Annotated in this window: 19 protein-coding genes, 1 tRNA gene and 2 pseudogenes; 17 read left to right on the top strand and 5 right to left on the bottom strand. The window is 63.2% G+C overall.

Going from position 1 to position 24066, the window contains the following annotated elements:
- The first annotated feature begins 171 nt into the window (after positions 1–171).
- Entirely contained in the window at positions 172–831 is a 660-nt protein-coding gene (locus tag NL532_RS06510) for a peroxiredoxin (RefSeq protein WP_023670126.1), read from the top strand.
- A gap of 144 nt (positions 832–975) precedes the next feature.
- Positions 976–1848, top strand: a complete 873-nt coding sequence (locus tag NL532_RS06515; RefSeq protein WP_023818423.1) for an MBL fold metallo-hydrolase — start codon at positions 976–978, stop codon at positions 1846–1848.
- A gap of 294 nt (positions 1849–2142) precedes the next feature.
- On the opposite strand, the gene rpoH is transcribed toward NL532_RS06515, so the two are convergent.
- Entirely contained in the window at positions 2143–3054 is a 912-nt protein-coding gene (rpoH, locus tag NL532_RS06520; protein WP_023670124.1) for an RNA polymerase sigma factor RpoH, read from the bottom strand.
- Between the two features lie 244 nt (positions 3055–3298).
- Complete coding sequence (locus tag NL532_RS06525; protein ID WP_023828377.1) at positions 3299–4357, bottom strand: RluA family pseudouridine synthase; 1059 nt, start codon at positions 4355–4357, stop codon at positions 3299–3301.
- Positions 4358–4382: 25 nt separating this feature from the next.
- Between NL532_RS06525 and NL532_RS06530 the strand changes: the two genes are divergently transcribed.
- From NL532_RS06530 to NL532_RS06555, 6 genes and pseudogenes are all read left to right on the top strand, one after another.
- Positions 4383–4763: a hypothetical protein gene (locus tag NL532_RS06530; protein WP_023748342.1), complete on the top strand. Its 381-nt coding sequence runs from the start codon at positions 4383–4385 to the stop codon at positions 4761–4763.
- Positions 4764–4776: 13 nt separating this feature from the next.
- On the top strand, positions 4777–5184 hold the full coding sequence (locus NL532_RS06535) for a VOC family protein (RefSeq protein WP_023818426.1): 408 nt from the start codon (positions 4777–4779) through the stop codon (positions 5182–5184).
- Positions 5185–5276: 92 nt separating this feature from the next.
- Positions 5277–5351 (top strand) — tRNA-Glu (locus NL532_RS06540).
- A gap of 590 nt (positions 5352–5941) precedes the next feature.
- Complete coding sequence (locus NL532_RS06545) at positions 5942–6523, top strand: VOC family protein (RefSeq protein ID WP_023818427.1); 582 nt, start codon at positions 5942–5944, stop codon at positions 6521–6523.
- Positions 6524–6548: 25 nt separating this feature from the next.
- Positions 6549–7430 carry a glutathione S-transferase family protein gene (locus NL532_RS06550; RefSeq protein ID WP_023828378.1) on the top strand — a complete coding sequence of 294 codons (882 nt, stop codon included), beginning with the start codon at positions 6549–6551 and terminating at the stop codon, positions 7428–7430.
- Between the two features lie 212 nt (positions 7431–7642).
- Positions 7643–8007: pseudogene (locus tag NL532_RS06555) on the top strand (UCP034077 family protein).
- A gap of 136 nt (positions 8008–8143) precedes the next feature.
- Here the strand turns inward: NL532_RS06555 and NL532_RS06560 are convergent.
- Entirely contained in the window at positions 8144–8359 is a 216-nt protein-coding gene (locus tag NL532_RS06560; protein ID WP_023690098.1) for a hypothetical protein, read from the bottom strand.
- A 692-nt stretch (positions 8360–9051) separates the two neighbouring features.
- Here NL532_RS06560 and NL532_RS06570 point away from each other — a divergent pair.
- Positions 9052–9548, top strand: a pseudogene (locus NL532_RS06570) (DUF2865 domain-containing protein).
- Positions 9549–9565: 17 nt separating this feature from the next.
- Here the strand turns inward: NL532_RS06570 and NL532_RS06575 are convergent.
- Positions 9566–9922 (bottom strand): hypothetical protein, encoded by a 357-nt coding sequence (locus NL532_RS06575; RefSeq protein ID WP_023693676.1) that lies wholly within the window; start codon positions 9920–9922, stop codon positions 9566–9568.
- Positions 9923–10110: 188 nt separating this feature from the next.
- On the opposite strand from NL532_RS06575, the gene NL532_RS06580 reads away from it, so the two are divergent.
- The 7 genes from NL532_RS06580 (at position 10111) to phoB (ending at position 21362) form a co-directional block, all read left to right on the top strand.
- Entirely contained in the window at positions 10111–14673 is a 4563-nt protein-coding gene (locus NL532_RS06580; protein WP_196813824.1) for a PAS domain-containing protein, read from the top strand.
- A 496-nt stretch (positions 14674–15169) separates the two neighbouring features.
- Entirely contained in the window at positions 15170–16198 is a 1029-nt protein-coding gene (locus NL532_RS06585; protein WP_023828380.1) for a substrate-binding domain-containing protein, read from the top strand.
- A gap of 96 nt (positions 16199–16294) precedes the next feature.
- Positions 16295–17755 (top strand): phosphate ABC transporter permease subunit PstC, encoded by a 1461-nt coding sequence (pstC, locus tag NL532_RS06590; RefSeq protein ID WP_023706293.1) that lies wholly within the window; start codon positions 16295–16297, stop codon positions 17753–17755.
- Positions 17752–19068 carry a phosphate ABC transporter permease PstA gene (gene pstA, locus NL532_RS06595; RefSeq protein WP_023828381.1) on the top strand — a complete coding sequence of 439 codons (1317 nt, stop codon included), beginning with the start codon at positions 17752–17754 and terminating at the stop codon, positions 19066–19068. Before pstC ends, pstA begins: the two co-directional genes overlap by 4 nt.
- Positions 19069–19085: 17 nt before the next feature.
- Entirely contained in the window at positions 19086–19910 is an 825-nt protein-coding gene (gene pstB, locus NL532_RS06600; protein ID WP_023754147.1) for a phosphate ABC transporter ATP-binding protein PstB, read from the top strand.
- 41 nt (positions 19911–19951) lie between these two features.
- Positions 19952–20656: a phosphate signaling complex protein PhoU gene (gene phoU, locus NL532_RS06605; protein ID WP_023670109.1), complete on the top strand. Its 705-nt coding sequence runs from the start codon at positions 19952–19954 to the stop codon at positions 20654–20656.
- Between the two features lie 16 nt (positions 20657–20672).
- Entirely contained in the window at positions 20673–21362 is a 690-nt protein-coding gene (gene phoB / locus NL532_RS06610; protein WP_023822590.1) for a phosphate regulon transcriptional regulator PhoB, read from the top strand.
- Between the two features lie 30 nt (positions 21363–21392).
- Here the strand turns inward: phoB and NL532_RS06615 are convergent, their stop codons facing one another.
- Complete coding sequence (locus NL532_RS06615; RefSeq protein WP_023683969.1) at positions 21393–22628, bottom strand: ROK family protein; 1236 nt, start codon at positions 22626–22628, stop codon at positions 21393–21395.
- 266 nt (positions 22629–22894) lie between these two features.
- Here NL532_RS06615 and xylF point away from each other — a divergent pair, with 266 nt between their 5' ends.
- Entirely contained in the window at positions 22895–23935 is a 1041-nt protein-coding gene (gene xylF, locus NL532_RS06620; RefSeq protein ID WP_023683968.1) for a D-xylose ABC transporter substrate-binding protein, read from the top strand.
- The last annotated feature ends 131 nt before the right edge of the window (positions 23936–24066 follow it).

Raw genomic sequence — 24066 nt, forward strand, 5'->3', positions numbered from 1 at the left:
AAGATTGTCGGCCCAACGTCGGTCCGTAGAACGAAAGTGCTCGTTCCGTCGCCAATAATAGTTTCCTATTGTCCTGCAGCCGCGATTTTTGCGCTAAGATGCGGGAATGCCGGAGCGTTGACGCCGTCCACGGCCGCTCCTGACGAAATCTGTTGCTGGGGAAATAATGCCATGAGCCTTCGTATCAACGACATCGCGCCTGACTTCACCGCCGAGACCACGCAAGGGCCGATCAAGTTTCATGACTGGATCGGCGACGGCTGGGCGATCCTGTTCAGCCATCCGAAGAATTTCACCCCGGTCTGCACCACCGAGCTGGGCACGATGGCGGGGCTCGAAGGCGAGTTCAAGAAGCGCAACGTCAAGGTCATCGGCATTTCCGTCGATCCCGTTGCGAGCCACGACAAGTGGCAGGCCGACATCAAGACGGCGACCGGCCAGACGGTGAACTACCCGCTGATTGGCGACAAGGACCTCAAGGTGGCCAAGCTTTATGACATGCTGCCGGCGGGCGCCGGCGAGACGTCGGAAGGCCGCACGCCGGCCGACAACGCCACGGTGCGCTCGGTCTATGTCATCGGGCCGGACAAGAAGATCAAGCTGGTGCTGACTTACCCAATGACGACGGGCCGCAACTTCGACGAGATCCTGCGCGCGGTCGATTCCATGCAGCTGACGGCCAAGCACCAGGTGGCGACGCCGGCCAACTGGAAGCAGGGCGAGGATGTGATCATCACCGCCGCGGTTTCGAACGAAGATGCGGTCAAGCGTTTTGGCGCTTTCGAGACGATCCTGCCCTATCTCAGGAAGACCAAGCAGCCGTCAGCCTAGGTTTTCTCCGTCGGAGCTATTTGGGGCTTCAGTCCTATTTGTGGCAAGGCGTGCTTGACCGGCGCGCTTTGCCAGATGACCATGCTCTTGTTCAACCCGACGGAGAAAACGGTTCCTGTCGGGCAAGGGGCAGGGGGCCGGACATTGGACATCGCTTCGGCCAAACCTGAGGTCGCCGGCTTCTACGACAAGCCGACCGGCGCCATCCAGTATGTCGTCACCGACCCGGTGACGAGACGCTGCGCCGTCATCGACCCGATCCTCGATTTCGACGAAAAATCCGGCGCGACGGCGACGAAGAATGCCGACGCCTTGCTGGATTTTATCCGCGAAAACGGGCTGGAGCTCGAGTGGATCCTGGACACCCATCCGCATGCCGATCATTTCTCGGCGGCGCACTATCTCCGGGAAAAGACCGGCGCGCCGACGGCGATCGGCGACAGGATCATCGAAGTCCAGGCGCTGTGGAAGGCGATCTACAACTGGCCGGATTTCCCCGCAGACGGCTCGCAGTGGGACCGGCTGTTTGGGGAAGGCGAAACGTTCATGATCGGCAACCTGCCGGTCAAGGTGCTGTTCTCGCCCGGCCACACGCTCGCCTCGATCACCTATGTCATTGGCGACGCAGCCTTCGTCCACGACACGCTGTTCATGCCCGACAGCGGCTCGGCAAGGACGGACTTTCCCGGCGGCAGTGCCGCGCGGCTGTGGCATTCGATTGAGGGCATTCTGGCGCTGCCGGACGATACGCGGGTGTTCGTCGGCCACGACTATCAGGCCGGCGGGCGCGAGCCGTGCTGGGAGAGCACGGTCGCCGAGCAGAGGGCAAAGAATATCCACCTCGTTGCGGCGCGCAGCGAAGCCGAGTTCGTCGACTTGCGCGAAGCGCGCGACAAGACACTGCCGATGCCGCGGCTGATCCTGCATGCGCTGCAGGTCAACATGAATGGTGGACGGCTGCCGGAACCGGAGGCCAATGGGAGGCGGTATCTGAAGTTTCCGCTTGATGGGCTTTGAGAGGGCAGTGGCGAAGCTGCCGATCTCCCCCCTTGCGGGGGAGATGCCCGGCAGGGCAGAGGGGGGTGCTGTCCCGCTGACCTTTGGCTGTGTGCTCGAACAATTCCAGGTTGGGGATAGTTAAAATCGCAAGCTGCGATCCGTCACGCCCCCCCTCTGTCCTGCCGGACATCTCCCCCTCAAGGGGGGAGATCAGCTGTTGTCCGACTTTCGCTAACCGCCGACGGACGACAAAACAAAAAAGGCGGCGCCGGTTTCCCGACGCCGCCTTCTGTTCCTTAACCGAACCCAGCCTTAGGCCGCCGGCTGCGCCTCGATCGTGCGCAGCGCCTGCATCTGGCGCTTGGCGGCGGCCTTGACCGCGTCCTGCACCTTCTCGAAGGCGCGCACCTCGATCTGGCGCACGCGCTCGCGGCTGATGTCGAACTCGGACGACAGTTCTTCCAGCGTCAGCGGCTCCTCGGCGAGGCGGCGGGCCTCGAAGATGCGCCGCTCACGATCGTTGAGCACGGCCAGAGCGCCCGACAGCATGCCGCGGCGGTTTTCCAGCTCGTCCTGCTCGATCAGCATGTCTTCCTGGCTTTCGTGGTCATCGACCAGCCAGTCCTGCCATTCGCCGGATTCACCTTCGCTGGCGCGGATCGGCGCGTTCAGCGACGCGTCGCCGGACAGGCGGCGGTTCATCGACACGACTTCAGCTTCCGACACGTTCAGCCGGGTGGCGATCTCGGTGATCTGGTCGGGCTTGAGGTCGCCATCGTCCAGCGCCTGGATCTTGCCCTTCACCTTGCGCAGGTTGAAGAACAGGCGCTTCTGATTGGCGGTCGTGCCCATCTTGACCAGGCTCCACGAGCGCAAGATGTACTCCTGGATCGAGGCCTTGATCCACCACATGGCGTAGGTCGCGAGGCGGAAGCCACGCTCGGGTTCGAATTTCTTGACGGCCTGCATCAGGCCGACATTGCCTTCCGAGATCACTTCGCCGATCGGCAGCCCGTAGCCGCGATAGCCCATGGCGATCTTGGCGACGAGCCGAAGATGGCTGGTGACGAGCTTGTGCGCAGCGGAAGTGTCTTCATGCTCGGCGTAGCGCTTGGCGAGCATGTACTCTTCCTGCGGCTGAAGCATCGGAAAGCGGCGGATTTCTTCCAGGTAGCGGCTGAGGCCGCCTTCGCCGGAAACAATACTGGGTAGTGACTGGGCCATGATTGCGCCCCCTCTCTATTGGAGTGATGCCCCCGAAACGCGGCGGGCATGTGACGCGAGCACCAAAAGGCTCGCCCGCGGCAACTGATTTATATAGGAACAAAACCAGAAAAGACAGGCATTTGTTCAACACGAAACAGTGTGTCACGCTGAAGTGAACAATGCCGCTCAGGTTTTAGCTGGCTTGTTTAGACGCAATTCCGGACGGAAAACCGTTTCACACTTTTCCTGGAATTGCTCGGGTTCAGAGTTTGCGGAAGCCGCCGACGAGTTCCTCCATGTCCTCCGGTATCGGCGCCTCGAACCTCATCGGTAAATGGGTAGCCGGGTGCCGAAATGCAAGAAGCCAGGCATGCAAAGCTTGCCTGGAAAATGCCTTGACCTGACCCTTCAGCAGTTCGGGCAGCCGGTTGGCCTTGGTGCGGAAGGCCTGGCCGTAATCGGGGTCGCCGATGACGGGATGGCCGATATGGGCCATGTGGACGCGGATCTGGTGGGTGCGGCCGGTTTCCAGCCGGCATTCGACCAGGCTGGCGGTGGCGAACGCCTGCTGGCCCTCGCCGAAACGCTCCTTGACGGTGAAATGGGTCACGGCGTGGCGGGCATCGTCACGGCCTTCCGGCACGACGGCGCGGCGCACGCGGTCGGCGGCACGGCCAAGCGGCGCGTCGACCGTTCCGGTCGGCCGCGACGGGATTCCCCAGACCAGCGCCAAATAGGCACGTTCGAGGTCGCCGGTGCGGCCGTGGTCGGCAAAGGCCTCCGACAGCGCCTTGTGGGCGCGGTCGGTCTTGGCCACCACCATGACGCCGCTGGTTTCCTTGTCCAGCCGATGGACGATGCCCGGCCGCCTGACGCCGCCAATGCCTGAAAGACTGTCGCCGCAGTGGTGGATCAGGGCATTGACCAGCGTGCCGGTCCAGTTGCCGGCGCCGGGATGGACGACGAGGCCGGCCGGCTTGTTGATGACGATCAGCTCTTCGTCCTCATAAAGCACGTCGAGCGCGATGGGCTCGCCTTGCGGTTCGGCCGGTTCGGGCTCGGGCATGACGACCGATACGCGCTCGCCGGCACTCATTTTGCGCTTGGTCTCGTCGACCGGCTTGCCGTCGATCGAAACGGCACCTTGCCGGATCAGCATCTGCACCCGGCTGCGCGACATGTCAGGCCCGAGGGCGCTCGCCAGCCATTGGTCGAGGCGCTGGCCGGCCGCTTCCGCGCCGGCTTCGAGCACGGTCGGCGCCGCCTCTATGAATTGTCCAGCCTCTATCAATTCAGGGGTCTCTTCGTTATGAGCGCTCATCGAAAAAGTTCCGGAAAGTTCTGCCATGGCCCGGCCCGTTGCCGATGAAGAAGAAAAGCCGCTCGATCCCGAGATCGAAAAGGTGCGCGGCAGGCTCATCCGCTTCATGGCCATCAATCTCGGCCTGCTTTTGCTGGCCCTTATGGTGGTGATCGCGGCCATTGTCTACAAATCGCGCAAAGCGCCGCCCGCGAACCCGCCGCTCGCCAACGACATTCCAATTCCGCCCGGCGAGCCGCTCGCGGCCGACATAGTGCTCCCGGTCGGAGCCAAGGTGATCAGCCAGGCTCTGTCGGGCAATCGAATTTCAATCGACGCCGAGCTCAGCGACGGCAGCCGCACCATCTTCGTCTACGACATCGCCGAGCGCCGTATCATCGGCCGCTTCGCCATCCGCAACAAATGAGCGGGCCGAAACAATGACCGGGTTTGCCGACCATCGCCGCATAGCAACCGTTACGCTCGTCGTCGCCGATTATGACGAGGCGATTGCCTGGTATGTCGGCAAGCTTGGCTTTGCGCTCTGCGACAACATCGATCTCGGTGACGGCAAGCACTGGGTGACGGTGACGCCGTCGGCCGGGCAAGGCCCCCGGCTGCTTTTGGCGGAAGCGTTGGACGATGTGCAGAAAAGCCGCGTCGGCGACCAGACCGGCGGCCGCGTGGTTTTGTTTCTCGAAACCGACGATTTTGCCAGGGACCATGCGACGATGCTGGAAAACGGCGTCGATTTCCATGAAACGCCACGCCATGAGCCGTACGGCACCGTGGCGGTTTTCGCCGATCTCTACGGCAATCTGTGGGACCTGATCGAGCCGAAACGCTAAGTCCGCAAACCGAGATTGCACAGAAGCGGTCCGGCCGTTCGAAGCCCAGTTGCTTTTTCCAAACCGTCAGCCTATATCGCCGGTTCTTGAACGCGCCCATCGTCTAGCGGTCAGGACACCGCCCTCTCACGGCGGGAACAGGGGTTCGATTCCCCTTGGGCGTACCAAGCAACGACTTTCCTTCCGCATCATCGAAAATTTCGGGCAGCAGCCGCGCGGATCGCGCGTGACCGCGAGGTCGGCGGCATCAGCGAAATTCGGCAAGTCCGCGTACCCGAATACACCCAATTTAAGTCAGGCCGCGACGCTTGAAAGCGTAGCGATCTCTGTTACTTGCGGTGCGGGGGTAGCATCTGCGGCAACGCGGATTTGGTTGGGCATAGCAGGCATGAATTCGGCAATAATGATATGCCCGTGCTGTCACGGCAGCGGGCAGGTTTTCGATTGCTTGAAATGGCGCGAGTCGAAAGGGCATTGCTGCCCGCAAGGCACGCATCGGGCCGGCTGTCCCGGGCAGACGATGGCATGCGCCGAATGCGCGGGCCTGGGTACGCTGGCGGAAGCCGAGCTCAGAGCTGTTGCATAGCCTCAGGTCATGCAACTCAAGCCCCGTTCACCATCCAGCGCCGGCAGTTTCCGCGAGCTTCTGGCGCGGCGCGGCCAATTGCACTAGCATCATGTACGAAGCCTCGCCAAAGGGCGTTGCGGCGCGCAAGACGCCGGGGAACATAGGCGAGGGTCGGCGAGGAGGAGACCGATGCAGAAACTGCAGTCGCAGGGCGTCCATCACATCACCCTCGTCGGCGCCGGCCGCCAGACCTCGATCGATTTCTGGGAGGGCGTGCTCGGCATGCCGTTCATTTTCGAGCAACCCAATCTCGACAAGCCAAGCGAAAGCCATCTCTATTTCGATCCCGGCGACGGCAGGTTGATCACCGTCTTCACCGACGAGAGCCGCACGCCGGTCAAGCGGCGCACGCCCACCGAACCGGGCTGCGTCCATCATATTGCGTTCTCGGTGTCGCGCGTGACCTTCCTGCAGGCGGTCGCCCGGCTCGACGAGCGCGCCATCAAGCACAGCGGCGTCAAGGATCGCGGCTTCATGGATTCGATCTATTTCGAGGATCCGCTCGGCCTTCTGATCGAGCTGGCGTCCTACCGCTTCGAGCCGCCGGCCGGCTTCACCCATGCCGACGTCTTGATGCAGGCGCACAAGCTGCGCGTTGCGCGCGGCGACTACAACATCGCCGAAGTGCACCTTGCCGACGCGATCCAGACGCTGGTCGAGTGGTCGCGCGCGACCTTGTCGGACGACCGGACGCCGAAGAATCCATACTGACGGCCAGCAAAAGGGGAGGACCACAATGGCAAAGACAGTTAAGAGCGCTGGCAAATCAGCGCCCAAGCCTGCGGCAAAAGCGGCTGCGAAGCCGGCGGCAAAAGCGGCGGTAAAGGCCGCGCCGAAGGCAGCCGCAAAGCCGGCCGCGAAAACCGCGACGAGGCCGGCTGCCAAGAAATCCGCGCCGAAGGCCAAGGCGGCGAAAAAACCGGCGCTGAAGCTCTCGATGCTGAAGCCAAGCGTCAACAACATGACCGTTCGGGTGTTTGCCCGTGCGGCCGGGTTCGACGCCGCCGAGACCGACGCCTGGGGCCATACCCGGTCGCCGGAATATATGGCGCGCAATCCGGCGCATCTGACGCCGATGATCGAGGACAAGGGGCTGCCGCGCGGCGTGCTGTGGGAGAGCTGCGCCATCATGCAGTATCTCGCCAACAAGCACGGGCTGGAGAAATTCTATCCCAAGGCGCCGGCCAAGCGGGCGATGGTCGACAGCGCCATGTTCTACCTGATCGGCACGCTCTACCCGTATGTGGCGCGCGCCACCTATCCGGCGCTGGGTTTCCCGCACTATGCCGGCGAGGTCGGCCATAGCGACGCCCATCCGGAGAAGAAGTCCGAGGCGCAGAAGGCCGCCATGGCGGCGATTGCCGAGCCGCTGGAGGTGTTTCACTCCTTCTTCAGGGACGGCAAGCCGTTCATCGGCGGCAAGCACCCGTCGATCGCCGACATACGCCTGGCATCGACGCTGGAGTTCCTGGCCGTCATCGACTATGCGCTGCCCAAATGGGCCATGGAGTATGTCGCTGCGATGGAGAAGAAACTCGGCCAGGCCTATGCCGAGCCGGCCGGCGACGTGCGCGGCTACATTGCGTATGTGAAGTCGCAGGCCAACGCGCAACGCTAAGGATTCATTAACCAGAACGCTGTCTATTGAAGGCACCGCGCGACCACGGATGTACTGGCGCAAGGGTGAAGGGAAAGGTCGGCGCAATGCCGGCCTTTTGCTTTTCGCCGATGCGCCATCAGGCGCGTCTCATGCTGTAAGACATCAGGCATATTGCCATCGTCTGCTTCGACCCTACCATCATGGTCGGCGGACGACACACGAGGAGCTTTATGAAGGGCGTAGCGAGAGTGTTTGCGATTGCCGGTGTTGTGTTGGCCGGAGGCTACCCCTCCGATGCCGCGCCGCTCGACACGATGGCGGAGGTCGGCGATGCCATCCAGGCGTGCTGGACGCCGCCGCGGGTGTTGGAAATGCCAGCGTCACCTTGAGCTTCAGCTTCAAGCGCGACGGCACGCTGATTGGTCCGCCGCGGCCGACGGCGATCAAGGTCGATGGCCGCGATACCAGGAAATCATTCGTCGACGCCGCAACTACTGCCCTGCAAAAGTGCTTGCCGTTGAGCTTCTCGCCGACGCTGGCGCAAGGCGTCGCGGGCAATGTCTTCACCGTGCAATTCGCTTCGCCCAAGCGGTAGGCGAGCGGGCGAGCGTTTCACCGTTTCACAGAAACGGCGACCCGCTCTCTCGTTGTCTTGACGCAATTCCCAAGGGAAAGCGCTACGCGCTTTTCCCGGAAAAACGACTCACACATTTTTGCTGAAATTGCTCTGATCAGTTGTGCGGGCGTCTGATATCGACATGCCGCTGCAGTTCCGGCGTCTCGAAGACGTAGTCGGCCCAGGCGGATTCCGGAATCTGTCCGGCCAGATAGCATTCCAGCAGCAGGCTCTGTTCGGGATCGAGCGCTCTCGGCGCCCGCTCATGGTCCAGCCCCAGCGAGTGGAACAGGTTCCTGGTCAGGCCAGAGACAGTGAAGTGAATAGACATCTTCGTCTCCTTTGCCCGACACAACGCGAGACACCGGAGAAAGGTTTCATCCGCAAGGGCCGACAACGCGGGATCGATGATTGCGGCGGCCTGGGCTCGCCCAAGCCTGGCTACGTCTCAATCTTGAAACAAAAGTGTAATAGCGAATTTACAGGACCGGCATAATACACTCGGCATAAAATACCTGGCGGTTGTTGGCGTCTCTTCAATTAGACTTGCCTCACGCATTGAGGCTCAATCGGCTGGAGCGGCGATCGGCTCCACAGGGGTACAAGGACCAGGTGTCGCCGATGATGCGTTTGTGGCTTGTCGTGACCTTTGCACTGGTGTCGGCAAGCGTGCTCGGCATTTCGGCTTCCCTTGCCGATCCATGCGCCGCGCTCAGGAGCCAGCTGGCACCGTCCGGCCGCAGCGGCGGGATCAGCTCCGAGCTTGCGCAGCGCCAGCTTGCGGCGATCCAGGGGCTGGAGAGGCAACGCCGGTGCACGGCGCAAAGTGCGGTGGGGGGCTTCTTCAATGCTTGCGCCGACCTCGCCAAAAGCCGCACACAGGTGCAACGCCAGATCGCCGACGCCGCGATTTCCCGCCGGGATGCGTCCGGACTGCAGGCCAGGCTCGTCGCGCTCGGCTGCAGGCCCGCCGCCGGGCAACAAAGACAGCGTCCGGCTGGTGCCATGATCGGCAGCAATTCGATGCTGTTTTGCGTTCGTCTCTCCGACGGCTATTTCTTCCCGGCGCCGAAATCGCAGTTCGTGCAAGGCGGCGATGTCAAGGAGATGGTCGATCAGTGCCGCTACTCTGCGACGATGCCGGCGTCGACCTGTACATGCTCAGTGACCCAAGCCTTGAAACCGAAGAGATGGTCGCGCTCGATACGCGCACATCCTACAAGGACCTGCCGACGGCCTTCAAATATCGCGATGATGCGAACTTCAGGGCCTGCGACCTCAAGCGCTATCACCGACGCGTTGCCGAGCTGAGAGCGCGCACGGTGACGCCAGCCAATATGGCCAACGCGATCATTCCTTTGCCGTCAGCGAAGCCGGATCTTGGCACCGTGGCGCAACTTCCCCAGCCTGGCGCAGACGCTGCAGAGGCCAGGGGCGCCGCCCAGCGACAGTCGGCCGAGCCATTGGCCGGCTCGCGGCCGGTCAGGGTGGTCGGGCCGGCTTTCTTCCCGGCGGAGTAACCTGCGCCTAGTACCAGCTATTCGCAAACCATCCTGTAGCGTTTGCCGGGTTCGCTGACATTCTTGCAGGTGAGCGGATTGGCCGGTTCGGAAGCCATGCTGGGCGGGCTGGACCTGACGTGCCGCCTTGGCGCAGCTATTTGTGTTGTGTGCCTGCGTGCCGCGGGCCGGTAGGGCTCCTGCGGCGGCGGCGTCGGAAACACACCGGCTGCCGCCTGCATCCGGCTGGCCTCAGTCTGCGACGGATCGCGATCCCAGACCCGCCTGATATCGAGCGGCTTCGGGATCACCACCGTGCCGTCATAGCTGCGTGCGCAGCCGCTGCCCGCAAGCAGCGCCAGGCACAGGAAACAAGGCACGATCCAACCCGTCATCAGCAACACCCCCGCCGACTTATAGCCCGGCCGGGGTTCCGCCGACAACCGGCGGAATACCGCAGGGCAATGTGGCTCTGGCCGCAGTCTGGATTGGTTATGGTTAGCGGATCATTAATGCTTCTCGGGCAAATTCCGCCGGCGAACCGCTGAGGGGGTTCGGCCTTGGCTTTCGGGGTGGGAACGGGATGGCTGACGGGACTGTTGGAACACGCGGCGGACGCGGTTCCCGAAAAGGGGTGGTGAACGGCGAGGATACGTCCGTCGGGGGTTCGCCCGAAGCGTTGCGCGAACTGGTCGAGGCCGGCGCCGACTGGGTCTGGGAGACCGACGCCGAGCTGCGCTTTTCCTGGCTTTCGGAGAACTACCAGGCCGCCACCGGCATCGATCCCGCCAGCATTCTTGGCCGTTTCCGCTTCGATTTCCTCAAGCAGATGGTGCACGGCAATCGACACGCCGGCGCGCATCTGGAGGATCTGCAGGCGCATCGGCCGTTTCGCGACTTTGTTTATGAGTTGAAGGGCGGCCGTCCCGGCTGCCGCTGGGTTTCGATCACCGGTTCCCCGCGGTTCGACGGCGAAGGCGAATTCATCGGCTATCGCGGCATCGGCCGCAACGTCACGGCACTGGCCGGTGCGCTGGACGAACTGCGGCAGGACGAGAGCGATCCGCCGGCCGGGGAGGCCACGCAGCACCTCGCCGATCTCGAGCGGACGATGGATGCCATGCATATGGGCGTCGTGCTGCTTGACGAAAAGCTCGGCACACTCATCGTCAACAAGGCCTATCGCGAGCTCTCCAGGATTCCCGATGGCGCCGTCACTGTCGGCGCGCCGTTCAGTCTGTTGATGGAACTCAACCGCCGCAACGGCATCTACGGCGATCTCGATGAACAGCAGTGGCAGCACTACCTAGCCACCCGCATCGAGGAGATCAGCGCCGGCTCGGTTGCGCCACGCGAATTTCTCCATGCCAACGGCAGGACGATGATGTTCTCGGTGACGGCATTGTCCGGCGGCAAGCGGCTGTTGACCTACTACGACGTCTCCGAGCTCAAGCGTCGCGACGCCGAGATCGAGAGTGCCAACGCCAAAATTACGGAGAGCTTCGCCAATCTTCGCACGATGGTCGACCAGATGCCGATCGGCGTGCTCGTCCTCGATGCGGAGATGCGCGCGGAGGTGATCAACCGCGCCTTCTATGATTTCTGGGAAATCGATCCCCGACGCGCCGGCATCGGCTGCGGCTTCCGCGAACTGATGCAGGCCAGCCGCGATATGGACCCTTACGGTGCTGACGATGCCGAATGGCAGGGCCACATCGCCGAGCGCGAAGCAGAAATCTCGGCCGGCCTGGTGGGCTCCAGGCAACTGCCACGCAATGACGGCCGTACGCTGATTGCCTCGCTGGCGCCGCTCGCCGGCGGCAAAAGGCTGATCTCCTATGTCGACGTCACCAACATGAAGGATCGCGAGGCTGAACTCGCCCAAGCGCTGGAGAAATCGCGGCTGGCCGAGGCGGTGATCAACGGCGTCAAGGACCCGATCTTCGTCAAGGACGACAATCTGCGTTTCGTCTTCGTCAATGAGGCGTTTTCGGCACTGTTCGGACAGAGCCCGCAAGCGATGCTGGGCAGGCCCGGCGGCGACTTCCTCAAGCAAAAGGACGCCGCGCAATTCGAAGACAGCGAACGCGCCGTGCTGGCGACCGGCACGCCCTACGAGGTCGAGGAGACTTTCGACGCCGAGGGCGCCAGCCGCTCGCGCATCGTGCGCAAGAACCGCGTCGGCATGCCCAGCGGCCGCAACTATGTCGCCGGTTTCCTGTTCGACATCTCCGACATGAAGCGCCGCGAGACCGAAGCCGAGGACGCCCGCAAGAACCTCACCACGGTGCTGGAGTCGCTGCCGGCGGCCGTCATCATCTATGACCGCGACGACAAGTTCGTCTTTGCAAACCGCAAGCTGCAGGACACGCTGCCGGAGCTGAAACCGGCATGGCAGCCCGGCCGCAGCTTCCGCGAGGCCCTGGAACTCGGACATTCGGTCGGCTATTTCCGATCGAGCGGCGATCGAGAAATCGATAGGCTCTATGAAGGCGACCCCGATGTCTGGCTCAATGCCATCCTCGCCCGCTATCGCCTGCCCAACTCGTCCTATGAGCGCCTCAATGCGGACGGCCGCTGGTATCAGGTCTACGATATGCGCACCGAGGACGGCACCTTCATCGGCGTGCGCGTCGACATCTCGGAGATCAAGAGCCGCGAAAAGGCGCTGCAGGAAAGCATGCGCCAGATCGACCTGTTCCGCCACGTCATGGACGAACTGCCGGTCGCCGCCTTCATCAAGGCGCAGGATCTGAGCATGGAATTCGTCAACAAGGCCTGGTGCGCGCTGACCGGCATCCCCAAGGAGGAAGTCATCGGCCGGACCGATCTCCAGCTTTTCGGCATCGACGACGCCGAAACCTACACCCATGACGACACCGAGGTCGTCGTCACCGGCCGCGGCCGCGAGATCGAGGAGCCCGTTACCCATCGCGACGGCACGGTGCGGCAATTGATGACGCGCAAGAGCCGGCTGGTGGCGCTCGATGGGTCGGTGCACCTTGTCGGCTCCAGCACCGACATCACCGACGTCAAGGCGCGCGAGCAGGCGCTGGAAGAGAGCATGCGCGAGAACGAGGTGTTCCGCAATCTCATCGACAACGTGCCGGTGTCGATCTACGCCAAGCGCTCCGACCTCAGGCAGTTCTACGTCAACAAGGGCTGGTGCGACCTCACCGGCCTCCGCAGGGAAGACGCGATCGGCAAGACGGACATCGAGATTTTCGGCGAAGACGGCGAAGCCTTCGTCAACAGCGATCTCGCCGTGCTGCGCACAGGCGATACACAGGAGATCGAGGAAACGGTGACGCTTGCCGACGGCAGCGTGCGCCACCAGTTCGCCCGCAAGGGCGCGATGATCGCGTCCGACGGTTCGCTCTATCTGATTGGGTCGACCACCGACATCACCGAACTGAAGCTGCGCGAGGCCGAACTGCGCGAGGCGCGCCAGCGCGCCGTGCTGGCCGACCGCGCCAAGTCGGAATTCCTGGCCAATATGAGCCACGAGATCCGCACGCCGATGAACGGCGTACTCGGCATGGCCGAGTTGCTGGCCAAATCCGACCTCGATCCCAAGCAGAAGACGTTCACCGATATCATCGTCAAGTCGGGTAACGCGCTCTTGACCATCATCAACGACATACTGGACTTCTCCAAGATCGATGCCGGACAGCTGGTGCTCGACCCTGCGCCCTTCAACCTGCCCGAAGCGATCGAGGATGTGGCGACGCTGATATCGACGCGCGCCAAGGAGAAGGACCTCGAGCTCATCGTGCGCGTCGAGCCGGGCCTGGAAAGCCTGTTCGTCGGCGATGTCGGTCGCGTCAGGCAGATCGTCACCAATCTGGTCGGCAACGCGGTGAAGTTTACCGACGAAGGCCACGTGCTGGTCGACGTGACCGGACAAAGGGGGCCGACGGGGACAAAGCTTACCGTTTCGGTCACCGACACCGGCATCGGCATTCCGCAGCAGAAATTAAAGCTCGTCTTCGAAAAATTCAGTCAGGCCGACACCTCGTCGACCAGACGCCACGAAGGCACAGGGCTCGGGCTCGCCATCACCTCGCGGCTGGTCGAGTTGATGGGCGGCGAGATCGGTGTCGAGAGCGCCGAAGGCAAGGGCTCGACCTTCTGGTTCACCGTGACATTGCCCAGGGCCGAGGAACAGACCGGACGGCGGATCATGCCGGTCGACGTGACCGGCTCACGGGTGCTGATCGTCGACGACAATGCCGTCAACCGATCGATCCTGAGCGAGCAGATGGCGTCATGGACCTTCGATTCCTGCGCCGCCGAAAGCGGACCCGAAGGGCTCAAGGTGCTGGTCGCCGCGGCTGCCTACGGCGTGCCGGTCGACTGCGTCGTGCTCGATTATCAGATGCCGGGGATGAGCGGCGCCGAAATGGCGCGCGTCGTGCGCAACACCGCAGGGCTGGCCGACACGCCGATCATCATGCTGACCTCGGTCGACCAGTCGCTCGCCAACACCAGCTATCGCGATCTCGGCATCGACGCCCAGCTGATCAAGCCGGCGCGTTCCTCGGTGCTTCTGGAAACGCTGGTCGCCACCATCCAGCGGCACCATCACAATATCACGGACGGCCGTGTGCTGCCGGCGGCAAGCAGCGGTTCCGGCGGCGGCAGGAACGAACCGTCGCCGGCAAAGCCGCCGCTCGCTGCATCGGAACGCGCCTTGCTGCAACCGCCGCCGGTTCGTGCCCGCGCCCGGGCCGCCGGGGATGAACGCCGGCTCGACATTCTCGTTGCCGAGGACAATGAGGTGAACCAGATGGTGTTCACCCAGATAATCGGCGAAACCGGCTACAGTTTCGAAATCGTCGGCAACGGCCGCAAGGCGCTCGACGCCTTCGGCCGGCTTAATCCGCGCATGATCCTGATGGACGTCTCGATGCCGGAGATGAACGGGCTCGAGGCCACCGCCGCAATTCGCCGGCTGGAAGAACATACGGGTATGCATATCCCGATCGTCGGCGTCACCGCGCATGCCTTGAAGGGCGACCGTGAGCGCTGCCTGGAAGCCGGCATGGACGACTATCTGCCCAAGCCGATCAGCCCCAGGGCGCTGCTCGAAAAGGTCGAGCGCTGGGTCGGCATATCAGGCGAAGCCCAACGAGACGCTGGATAGCAACCTGCGGCGCCGCCGGGATTCGGCCGCGCCGCAACAGCCAAGGATATGGTGCGATCGCACCATATCAAAGCTGGCGCCCAGTCAGGACAATGGTCGCAACGAAACCGCTCATTCAGTTACGGGCGGGAGCAAGCGACCGCCGACAAGAAACAGCGTCGAATCTACCCCAACGGACCTGTTTTTGGCGATGGCTCGGCCAAGATTCGCTCTGGTCACGGGCAACGCGCTCCCGTCCGGTTTTTCTTTCTCGGCATCGCGGCCTGCGGTGTGCCGGGACTTGATGCCAGCACGAATTGCGCAAGCGTCTGATTCCAGCGGCAACTTCCATTCCCACAAACCGGCTTAAAGGGTGCGGCCCACAAGACGTCTGTGCGACGTTACCGGGCTGACACGAAACTGTCATGCGACTGTAATAATCGAAGGCTATTGGCCTCAGCGGGCGCCGGTTTGAAGAGGGCGCCAAGAGACCATCTTCCGAACAGGAGCAGGCCACATGAAGAAATTCCTCGTTACGGCATCGGCCGTGGCGGTAGCGTTCGCCGCATCGTCCGGTGTCGCCGCTGCGCGTGACCAGATCCAGGTCGCCGGTTCGTCGACCGTGCTGCCTTACGCCAAGATCGTCGCCGAGCAGTTCGGCGAAACCTTCACCAACTTCAAGACCCCGGTGGTCGAGTCCGGCGGCAGCGGCGCCGGCATCAAGGAGTTCTGCAAGGGCGTCGGCGAAGACACGATCGATATCGCCAACTCCTCGCGCCCGATCAAGAAGGACGAGCTGAAGTCCTGCGCCGACGCCGGCGTCAAGGACGTCCAGGAAGTCCGCATCGGCTATGACGGCATCGTCTTTGCCACCGACATCAAGGGTCCGGACTGGGCGCTGGTTCCCGCCGACATCTACAAGGCGCTCGCCGCCAAGCTGGTGGTCGACGGCAAGCTGGTCGACAACCCGAACACCAAGTGGAACCAGGTCAATCCGAAGCTGCCCGACTGGGATATCGCCGCCTATATCCCGGGTGAGAAGCACGGCACCCGTGAAGTGTTCGAGACCAAGCTGCTCGACGCCGGCTGCGACAAGGCCGCTTTGAAGGCTGCCGGCATCGCCGACGACAAGGAAATCGGCAAGACCTGCATCGCCATCCGCAAGGACGGCAAGGCTGTCGACATCGATGGCGACTACACCGAGACGCTGGCCCGCATCGACTCCAACAAGACCGGCATTGGCGTGTTCGGCCTCGCCTTCTACGAGAACAATGCCGACAAGCTGAAGGTCGCTACCGTGGAAGGCATCGTGCCTTCGACGCAGACCATCGCCGATGGCACGTACCCCGTGTCGCGGCCGTTGTTCTTCTACGTCAAGAAGGCGCATCTGGGCGTCGTTCCCGGCCTCAAGGAATATGTCGAGTTCTTCCTTGATGACCAGATGATCGGCCCGGAAAGCCCGCTCGCCCAGTACGGCCTGGTTTCCGCTCCCGACGCCGAACGTCAGGGCCAGCGCGACGCCTTCGCCGCCGGAAAGACGATGTAATCAACCGACCGGATCAGGGCGCGGACCAAATCCGCGCCCTGATTTCGCCGCTTGCCGCAACGGTGGCGGCGATCTGAATTTTCCCTGGGGTGGGTGATGTCGTCCTTGCTCGTACTCGCCATAGTCATCGCCATAGGCGTGGTCGCTTTTGTGATCGGCCGCCAGCGCGCAGCGGCGCAGGATACCGGCAAGGTCAAGCCGCATTCGCGCGCGCATTATCATGGCTGGTGGGCCTTTCTGCTCGCGGTCCTGCCTGCCGTCCTGCTGCTCGCCGTCTGGGATATCGGCTCTTCCTTCTATCTCGACCGGCACATCCATGCCGCTTTGCCCGAGCGCACCGCCGACACAAAGGTGGCCAGCGAAGCGCTCGACGCCAGCCTGGTGAAGAGCCTGGCCAAGGGCCTGCGCCGGCTCGATGGCGATACCGCACTTCCCGCTACTTTCGCCGAATTGCAGCCGCTGCTCGCCGCCAAGGGCGTGGCACTGGCCAGCGACACACAGGACTATATGATCCCGATCGCGGTCGAGGCGAACCAGGTCCAGGACCGGCTCGGCCTGTTCGGCGCCGTGCTGACCTTCGCGCTGTCGGTCGCCGGCGCCTTCTATGCGCTGAGGCAGATCGCGCCGCGCGCCAGGGCGCGCAACAATGTCGAGAAGCTGATGCTGTGGGGGCTGCTTGCGGCCTCGACCATCGCCATCCTGACCACGGTCGGCATCGTGCTGTCGATGCTGTTCCAGACGATCACCTTCTTCGAGAGCGTATCGCCGATGAGCTTCTTCTTCGGCACGGTGTGGGATCCGCGTTTCGCCGCCGCCGGTTCCGGCGGCAGCCAGGGTCAGTTCGGCCTGATCCCGCTACTCGCCGGCACGCTCTACATCGCCGCCGTCGCGCTTCTGGTCGCAGTGCCGGTCGGGCTGATGTCGGCGGTCTACATGTCCGAATATGCCTCGCGCGGTGTGCGCTCGGTGGTCAAGCCGGCGTTGGAACTGCTGGCCGGCATTCCGACCATCGTCTACGGCATCTTCGCCGTTGTCACGCTCGGACCGTTCTTGCGCGACCTGTCGGCGGCACTCACCGGCGGCTCGCCCTTCATCCAGGGCCAGAGCATCTTCACCGCCGGTCTGGTGATGGGCGTCATGCTGATCCCGGTCGTGTCCTCTTTGTCCGACGACATCATCACCGCGGTGCCGCGCGCAATGCGTGACGGCTCGCTCGGCCTCGGCGCCACCCGCTCCGAGACGATCAAGCGGGTGATCCTGCCGGCGGCACTGCCCGGCATCGTCGGCGCCATCCTGTTGACGGCGTCGCGCGCCATCGGCGAGACGATGATCGTCGTGCTGGCGGCGGGCGTCGCCGCCAATCTGACGGCCAATCCGTTCGAGGCGATGACGACCATCACCGTCAAGATCGTCAACCAGCTGACCGGCGACCTCGAGTTCAACTCGCCGCAGACGCTGGTCGCCTTCGCGCTCGGCCTGACGCTGTTCGCGCTGACGCTGGTGATGAACATCGTCGCCCTCTACATCGTGCGCAAGTACCGGGAGCAGTACGAATGACCGACATCCCCCTGGACACGATGGCGGGCGCCGTCGCGCGACCGCGCCGCGACATCGGGCTGAAGGCGCGCTATGCCGCCGAACGCCGGTTCCGCATCTATGGCGTGATTGCGATCTCGGTGGGCCTGGCGTTCCTGGCCATCATGCTGATCACCATCGTCTCGAAAGGCTACACCGCCTTCTGGCAGACGACGGTGACGCTGCCGGTCACCTTCGACGAGAAGGTGATCGATCCCTCCGGCAAGCGCGCGACCGACCCTACCGTGCTGATCAAGGCGAACTATCCCAAGCTCGCCGAAAACGCACTGGTGGCCAAGCTCGGCATCGATCCGGCCAACAAGCCGATGATGCTGAAGCTCAAGGGCTTCCTGTCGGAAGGCGCCCGCGTGCAGCTGCGCGACATCGTCTCCGCCGATCCGTCGGTGATCGGCACGACGCGTGACGTCGACATCCTGGCCGCCGCCAATCTCGACTCGGCCTTCAAGGGCCAGATCGACCTCGGCGTCGATGAAGCGCGCCGCAAGGTGTCCAACCAGCAGATCGACTGGATGAACAAGCTCAAAGCCGAAGGCGCGATGGCCGAGCATTTCAACACCGGCCTGTTCAGCTATGGCGCCTCCAGCCGGCCCGAGACGTCGGGCATGGGCGTGGCCATCATCGGTTCGTTCTACATGATGGTGATCGTGCTTTTGCTGGCGCTGCCGATCGGCGTCGCCGCCTCGATCTATCTGGAGGAGTTCGCCAAGAAGAACCGCTTTACGGACCTGATCGAAGTCAACATCAACAATCTCGCGGCGGTGCCGTCGATCGTCTTCGGTCTGCTTGGCCTTGCCGTGTTCATCAACTTCCTCGGCATGCCGCGCTCGGCTTCCTTCGTCGGCGGCCTGGTGCTGACCTTGATGACGCTGCCGACCATCATCATCGCCACGCGCGCCGCCCTCGCCGCGGTGCCGCCGTCGATCCGCTCGGCGGCGCTCGGCCTCGGCACCTCCAAGATGCAGATGGTGTTCCACCACATCCTGCCGCTTGCCGCCCCAGGCATCCTTACCGGCACCATCATCGGCCTGGCGCGTGCGCTCGGCGAGACAGCACCGCTGCTCTTGATCGGCATGGTCGCTTTCGTCGCCGATTATCCGACGACGCCTTTCGATCCGGCGACCGCGCTGCCGGTTCAGATCTATATGTGGGCAAACGAGGCTGAGCGCGCTTTTGTCGAGCGCATGTCCGGCGCCATCATCATCCTGCTCGTCTTCCTCATGGCCATGAACATCACCGCGATCGTGCTCCGGCGCCGCTTCGAGCGGCGCTGGTAGAAAAAAGGCAATTTGGTATGAACATCATGACCGAACAGTCCCTTGAGAATGCAGTGGGCGACAAAATGAACGCCAAGTCGAACGAAGTCATCAAGATGCGCGGCGACAAGGTCGGCGTCTTCTACGGCGAGAAGCAGGCGTTGTTCGACGTCAATCTCGACGTCCGCCAGAACCAGGTGACGGCGCTGATCGGCCCGTCCGGCTGCGGCAAGTCGACCTTCCTGCGCTGCCTCAACCGCATGAACGACACCATCGATTCGGCGCGGGTGACCGGCAAGATCACGCTCGATGAAGACGACATCTACGACAAGAACATCGATGTCGTCGAACTGCGCGCCCGCGTCGGCATGGTGTTCCAGAAACCCAACCCGTTCCCGAAGTCGATCTACGAGAACGTCGCCTACGGCCCGCGCATCCATGGGCTGGCCAAGCGCAAGTCCGACATGGACCAGATCGTCGAGCAGAGCCTGAAGAAGGCTGCGATCTGGAACGAGGTCAAGGACCGCCTGCAGGAGCCCGGCACCGGCCTGTCCGGCGGCCAGCAGCAGCGCCTGTGCATCGCGCGCGCCATCGCCGTGTCGCCGGAGGTGATCCTGATGGACGAGCCCTGCTCGGCGCTCGATCCGATCGCCACCGCCCGTGTCGAGGAGCTGATCGACGAACTGCGCCAGAACTACACGATCGTCATCGTCACCCACTCGATGCAGCAGGCGGCGCGCGTCTCGCAGCGCACGGCGATGTTCCATCTCGGCTATCTCGTCGAGGAGGGCGTCACCGACAAGATGTTCACCAACCCCGACGACAAGCGCACCCAGGACTACATTACCGGCCGCTTCGGCTGAGCCGTCCGGCGGGTGAATTTTTAGGCACGAGGACCAAGATCATGGGTGAACATACCGTCGCCTCCTTCGATGAAGAGCTCGGGCAGATCAGCAAGCTGATCCGCGACATGGGCGATCTGGCAGGCTCGATGGTCAGCGGCTCGACCAGGGCGCTGCTCAATTCGGACAATGCGCTGGCACAGCGTGTCGTTTCCGACGACGCCATCATGGATGCGCGCCAGCGCGAACTGGACGACCGCGCCATCACGCTGATCGCCAAGCGCCAGCCGATGGCCAACGATCTGCGCGCCGTGGTCGGCTCGATCCGCATGGCGGGCGACCTCGAGCGCATCGGCGACCTCGCCAAGAACATCGCCAAACGCGTCGGCACCGTGGGCTTGAGCGTCACGCCGCGCGACCTCTCGCACTCCATCGATGCCATGGCGCAACTGGTGCTGATCCAGGTGCAAGGCGTCGTCGAGGAATATGCCGCCACCGATGCGGCAGCGCTTGCAAAACTCAGGAATGACGACGAGCGCATCGACGTCAAATACACGTCCGTGTTTCGTGAGCTCTTGACCTACATGATGGAAGACCCTCGCAACATCACCGCCTGCACGCATCTCTTGTTCTGCGCCAAGAATCTTGAGCGCATCGGCGATCATGTCACCAACATCGCCGAAAATGCGTATTATGTGCTGACCGGCCAGCAATTGCCCGCCAATCGTCCGAAGCAGGACGAGACGGCGATGGCCACGCCGGCCTGATGAGGGTGAACTGCCTATGATCGCGCCACGCATCATGGTCGTGGAGGACGAGGAGCCGCTGGGCGTGCTCCTCCGCTACAACCTCGAATCCGAAGGCTATCAGGTCGAGGTGGTGACACGCGGCGACGAGGCCGAGATCCGCCTGCAGGAAAACGTGCCCGATCTCCTGGTGCTCGACTGGATGGTGCCCGCTGTTTCCGGCATCGAGCTCTGCCGGCGGCTTAGAGTGCGGCCCGAAACCGAGCGGCTGCCGATCATCATGCTGACCGCGCGCGGTGAGGAAAGCGATCGCGTGCGCGGCCTGTCCACCGGTGCCGACGACTATCTGGTCAAGCCATTCTCGACGCCGGAGTTCATGGCGCGCGTGAAGGCGCTGCTGCGCCGGGCCAAGCCGGAAGTGCTGTCCAGCGTGCTCAAGGTCGGCGACATCGTGCTCGACCGCGAGTCGCACCGTGTCTACCGCAAGAAGAGCGAGATCAGGCTCGGACCGACCGAGTTCCGGCTGCTCGAATTCATGATGCGCCATCCCGGCCGCGTGTTCTCGCGCAGCCAACTGCTCGACAATGTCTGGGGCGAGACGATCTATATCGACGAGCGAACCGTCGACGTCCATGTCGGGCGCTTACGCAAAGCGGTCAACAACGGCCGCATGCCGGATGTCATCCGTACCATTCGCGGCGCCGGCTACGCGATCAGGGAAGACTAGGATGCTGCGCGTCGCGCCGTTGCCGGCCATTCAGGCGACATGCTTGCCGGATTTGGCCTGAATGCCCGGCGCGAAAATCTCCTGATCGACGAAGCCGAGCGCGCGCATGGCACAGCCTTCGCGGATCAGCGGCAGCTCGTTGGGCTCGGTGTCGAAGGAGATCGATTTCGAGTGCTGGCCGCCGGCGGTCTGGGCGATCGCTTCGCGCAATGCCGGTTCGATCAAGTCGAAGGCGGCGGCGCTGACGCCGACCATGGCGACGGGTGCCGGATCGATCAGTGCAAACAGGCTGCCGAGGCCGAAGCCGAGCGCCTCACCGGCCTTGCGATAGGCTTCGCGCTCCGGGCCATCGGTTTCGCGGGCGCGCGCGGCGAGTGCGCGCATATCAGCGTCGCCGATATCGACCGGCTCGGCATCTTCGCTCATCATTTTGGCGCTGCGCCAGATGGCGTAGTTTCCGGCATAGGCCTCGACGCAGCCGCGCCGCCCGCAGCGGCAGAGCGCGCCGCCCGGACGGTGGATCATGTGGCCGAACTCGCCGCCCGAGGAATGGGTGCCGGTGAACAGTTCGCCTTTCAGCACCAGCCCCATGCCGATGCCGTGCGACAAGAGGATCGCGATGAAATTGTCGCGGTAGCGCTCGGGCTGGCGCCATTGCAGGGCCACCGCCATCATATTGCAGTCGTTCTCCATGGTGGCAGGAATGCCGAATTCCGCTTCCAACATGTCGGCGAAGGCAATGTCGGTCAGTGGCGTGATTGGCGACCACAGCATGGCCCGCGCCTGCGAATCGGTGATGCCCTGGATGCCCATGGCAATGCGGGCGATGCTCTGGACATCGAGGTCCGGGTCCGCGAGACGCCGCCCGACGATTGCTACGCATTCGCCGATCAGCTCGTCGCGCGGCATGGTCAGCGTGTCGAGCCGGCGCTGTTCTTCCGCGACCACCTGGCCGGCATAGTCGATGACGGTGACGGAGAGGAAGTTCAGCGACAGCACCACGGTCATGACCGCCGCCGCTTCCGGGTTGAGGCCAAGGCCGACCTGCGGCCGGCCGCGTTTCAGCGAGCCGGTCTCGCCAGGCTTGCCTTCAATCAGGATGCCTTCTTGAATTAGATCAGACGAGATTGCCGATATCGTCGAATGGCTGAGGCCGGTGGTCGCCGCAATCTCGGTCCGCGACGGCTGGCCGGCCCGGCGCACGGCCGAAATCACCATCGCACGGTTGCGACGGCGCAGATCGTCGTGGCGGATCCCAACCGACATTTGTTTTCCTCCCGGCCTCCTCGCGCCTCATGATAGTGAAGGCGTTCGACGGCACCAGCCAAATATTGGCAGACGCCGGCAGCCCTGTCATTGTTTATTGCGGAGCTCGAAAAAATTCGGCAACGCCATCAGAATCCATCATAATCGATGTTGACAGTGCCTTATCATTGAACCAGTATTTTTTCGAGGCTCGAAAAAATGGAGCCTCTTTGTGCAGGCCTTCGGGCCGGTTTTGTCGCGCCGTGGGCGGCGCAGGGAGGGTTATAATGAACAGATTTGCAGCCGCCATGCTGGCGGGTGTCGCCATGTCGCTGGCGCTGATGTCGGTCGCGCAGGCGAAGGACAAGGTCATCGGCGTGTCGTGGTCGAACTTCCAGGAAGAGCGCTGGAAGACCGACGAGGCGGCGATGAAAACGGCGATCGAAGCCGCCGGCGACAAGTACATTTCGGCCGACGCGCAGTCCAATCCCGGCAAGCAGCTGACCGACGTCGAAAGCCTGATCTCGCAGGGCGCCAACTCGCTGATCATCCTGGCGCAGGACGCCTCGGCCATCGGCCCGGCGGTGCAGAAGGCGCTGGACGAAGGCATTCCGGTCGTCGGCTATGATCGCCTGATCGAGAACAAGGACGTCTTCTACCTGACCTTCGACAACAAGGAAGTCGGCCGCATGCAGGCCCGCGAAGTGTTCAAGGCGAAGCCCGAAGGCAACTATGTCTTCATCAAGGGCTCGGGCTCGGATCCGAATGCCGATTTCCTGTTCTCGGGCTCGATGGAAGTGCTCAAGGAAGCCATCGACTCGGGCAAGATCAAGAATGTCGGCGAGGCCTATACCGATGGCTGGCTGCCGGCCAACGCCCAGAAGAACATGGAACAGTTCCTGACCGCCAATGACAACAAGGTCGATGCCGTGGTTGCGGCCAATGACGGCACCGCCGGCGGCGTTGTCGCCGCGCTGACGGCGCAGGGCCTTGCCGGAACGGTTCCGGTCTCGGGCCAGGACGGCGACCATGCCGCCCTGAACCGCATCGCGCTCGGCACGCAGACGGTGTCGGTGTGGAAAGACGCGCGCGAACTCGGCAAGAACGCCGCCGAGATCGCCTCGCAGCTTGCCGATGGCAAGAAGACGGGCGACATTGCCGGCGCCAAGGACTTCACCACGCCTGGCGGCAACACCGTCAAGTCGCTGTTCCTGACCCCCGTCGCGATCACCAAGGACAACCTCAACGTCGTCATCGACGCCGGCTGGATCAAGAAGGACGAAGTCTGCACAGGCGTCGCCGCCGGCAGCGTCGCGGCTTGCAACTGATCTCGACGACTTGAAGAAATGAGGCGCCGCGGCTGTCAAGCCGCGGCGTTTTCTCTACGAGAATTGTGTGTTTCCGCCATCGGCGGCAAACTTCTAGGCTGTGGTCCGGCATCCGCGCCAGACGGCAAGCC

Source organism: Mesorhizobium sp. C120A, from assembly GCF_030323105.1.
In the GTDB taxonomy this organism is placed as follows: domain Bacteria; phylum Pseudomonadota; class Alphaproteobacteria; order Rhizobiales; family Rhizobiaceae; genus Mesorhizobium.

Coding starts and splice junctions, on each gene's coding strand:
- NL532_RS06510 (WP_023670126.1), top strand. CDS start 172: ATGAGCCTTCGTATCAACGACATCGCGCCTGACTTCACCGCCGAGACC.
- rpoH (WP_023670124.1), bottom strand. CDS start 3,054: ATGGCCCAGTCACTACCCAGTATTGTTTCCGGCGAAGGCGGCCTCAGC.
- NL532_RS06525 (WP_023828377.1), bottom strand. CDS start 4,357: ATGAGCGCTCATAACGAAGAGACCCCTGAATTGATAGAGGCTGGACAA.
- NL532_RS06530 (WP_023748342.1), top strand. CDS start 4,383: ATGGCCCGGCCCGTTGCCGATGAAGAAGAAAAGCCGCTCGATCCCGAG.
- NL532_RS06535 (WP_023818426.1), top strand. CDS start 4,777: ATGACCGGGTTTGCCGACCATCGCCGCATAGCAACCGTTACGCTCGTC.
- NL532_RS06545 (WP_023818427.1), top strand. CDS start 5,942: ATGCAGAAACTGCAGTCGCAGGGCGTCCATCACATCACCCTCGTCGGC.
- NL532_RS06550 (WP_023828378.1), top strand. CDS start 6,549: ATGGCAAAGACAGTTAAGAGCGCTGGCAAATCAGCGCCCAAGCCTGCG.
- NL532_RS06560 (WP_023690098.1), bottom strand. CDS start 8,359: ATGTCTATTCACTTCACTGTCTCTGGCCTGACCAGGAACCTGTTCCAC.
- NL532_RS06575 (WP_023693676.1), bottom strand. CDS start 9,922: ATGACGGGTTGGATCGTGCCTTGTTTCCTGTGCCTGGCGCTGCTTGCG.
- NL532_RS06580 (WP_196813824.1), top strand. CDS start 10,111: ATGGCTGACGGGACTGTTGGAACACGCGGCGGACGCGGTTCCCGAAAA.
- NL532_RS06585 (WP_023828380.1), top strand. CDS start 15,170: ATGAAGAAATTCCTCGTTACGGCATCGGCCGTGGCGGTAGCGTTCGCC.
- pstC (WP_023706293.1), top strand. CDS start 16,295: ATGTCGTCCTTGCTCGTACTCGCCATAGTCATCGCCATAGGCGTGGTC.
- pstA (WP_023828381.1), top strand. CDS start 17,752: ATGACCGACATCCCCCTGGACACGATGGCGGGCGCCGTCGCGCGACCG.
- pstB (WP_023754147.1), top strand. CDS start 19,086: ATGAACATCATGACCGAACAGTCCCTTGAGAATGCAGTGGGCGACAAA.
- phoU (WP_023670109.1), top strand. CDS start 19,952: ATGGGTGAACATACCGTCGCCTCCTTCGATGAAGAGCTCGGGCAGATC.
- phoB (WP_023822590.1), top strand. CDS start 20,673: ATGATCGCGCCACGCATCATGGTCGTGGAGGACGAGGAGCCGCTGGGC.
- NL532_RS06615 (WP_023683969.1), bottom strand. CDS start 22,628: ATGTCGGTTGGGATCCGCCACGACGATCTGCGCCGTCGCAACCGTGCG.
- xylF (WP_023683968.1), top strand. CDS start 22,895: ATGAACAGATTTGCAGCCGCCATGCTGGCGGGTGTCGCCATGTCGCTG.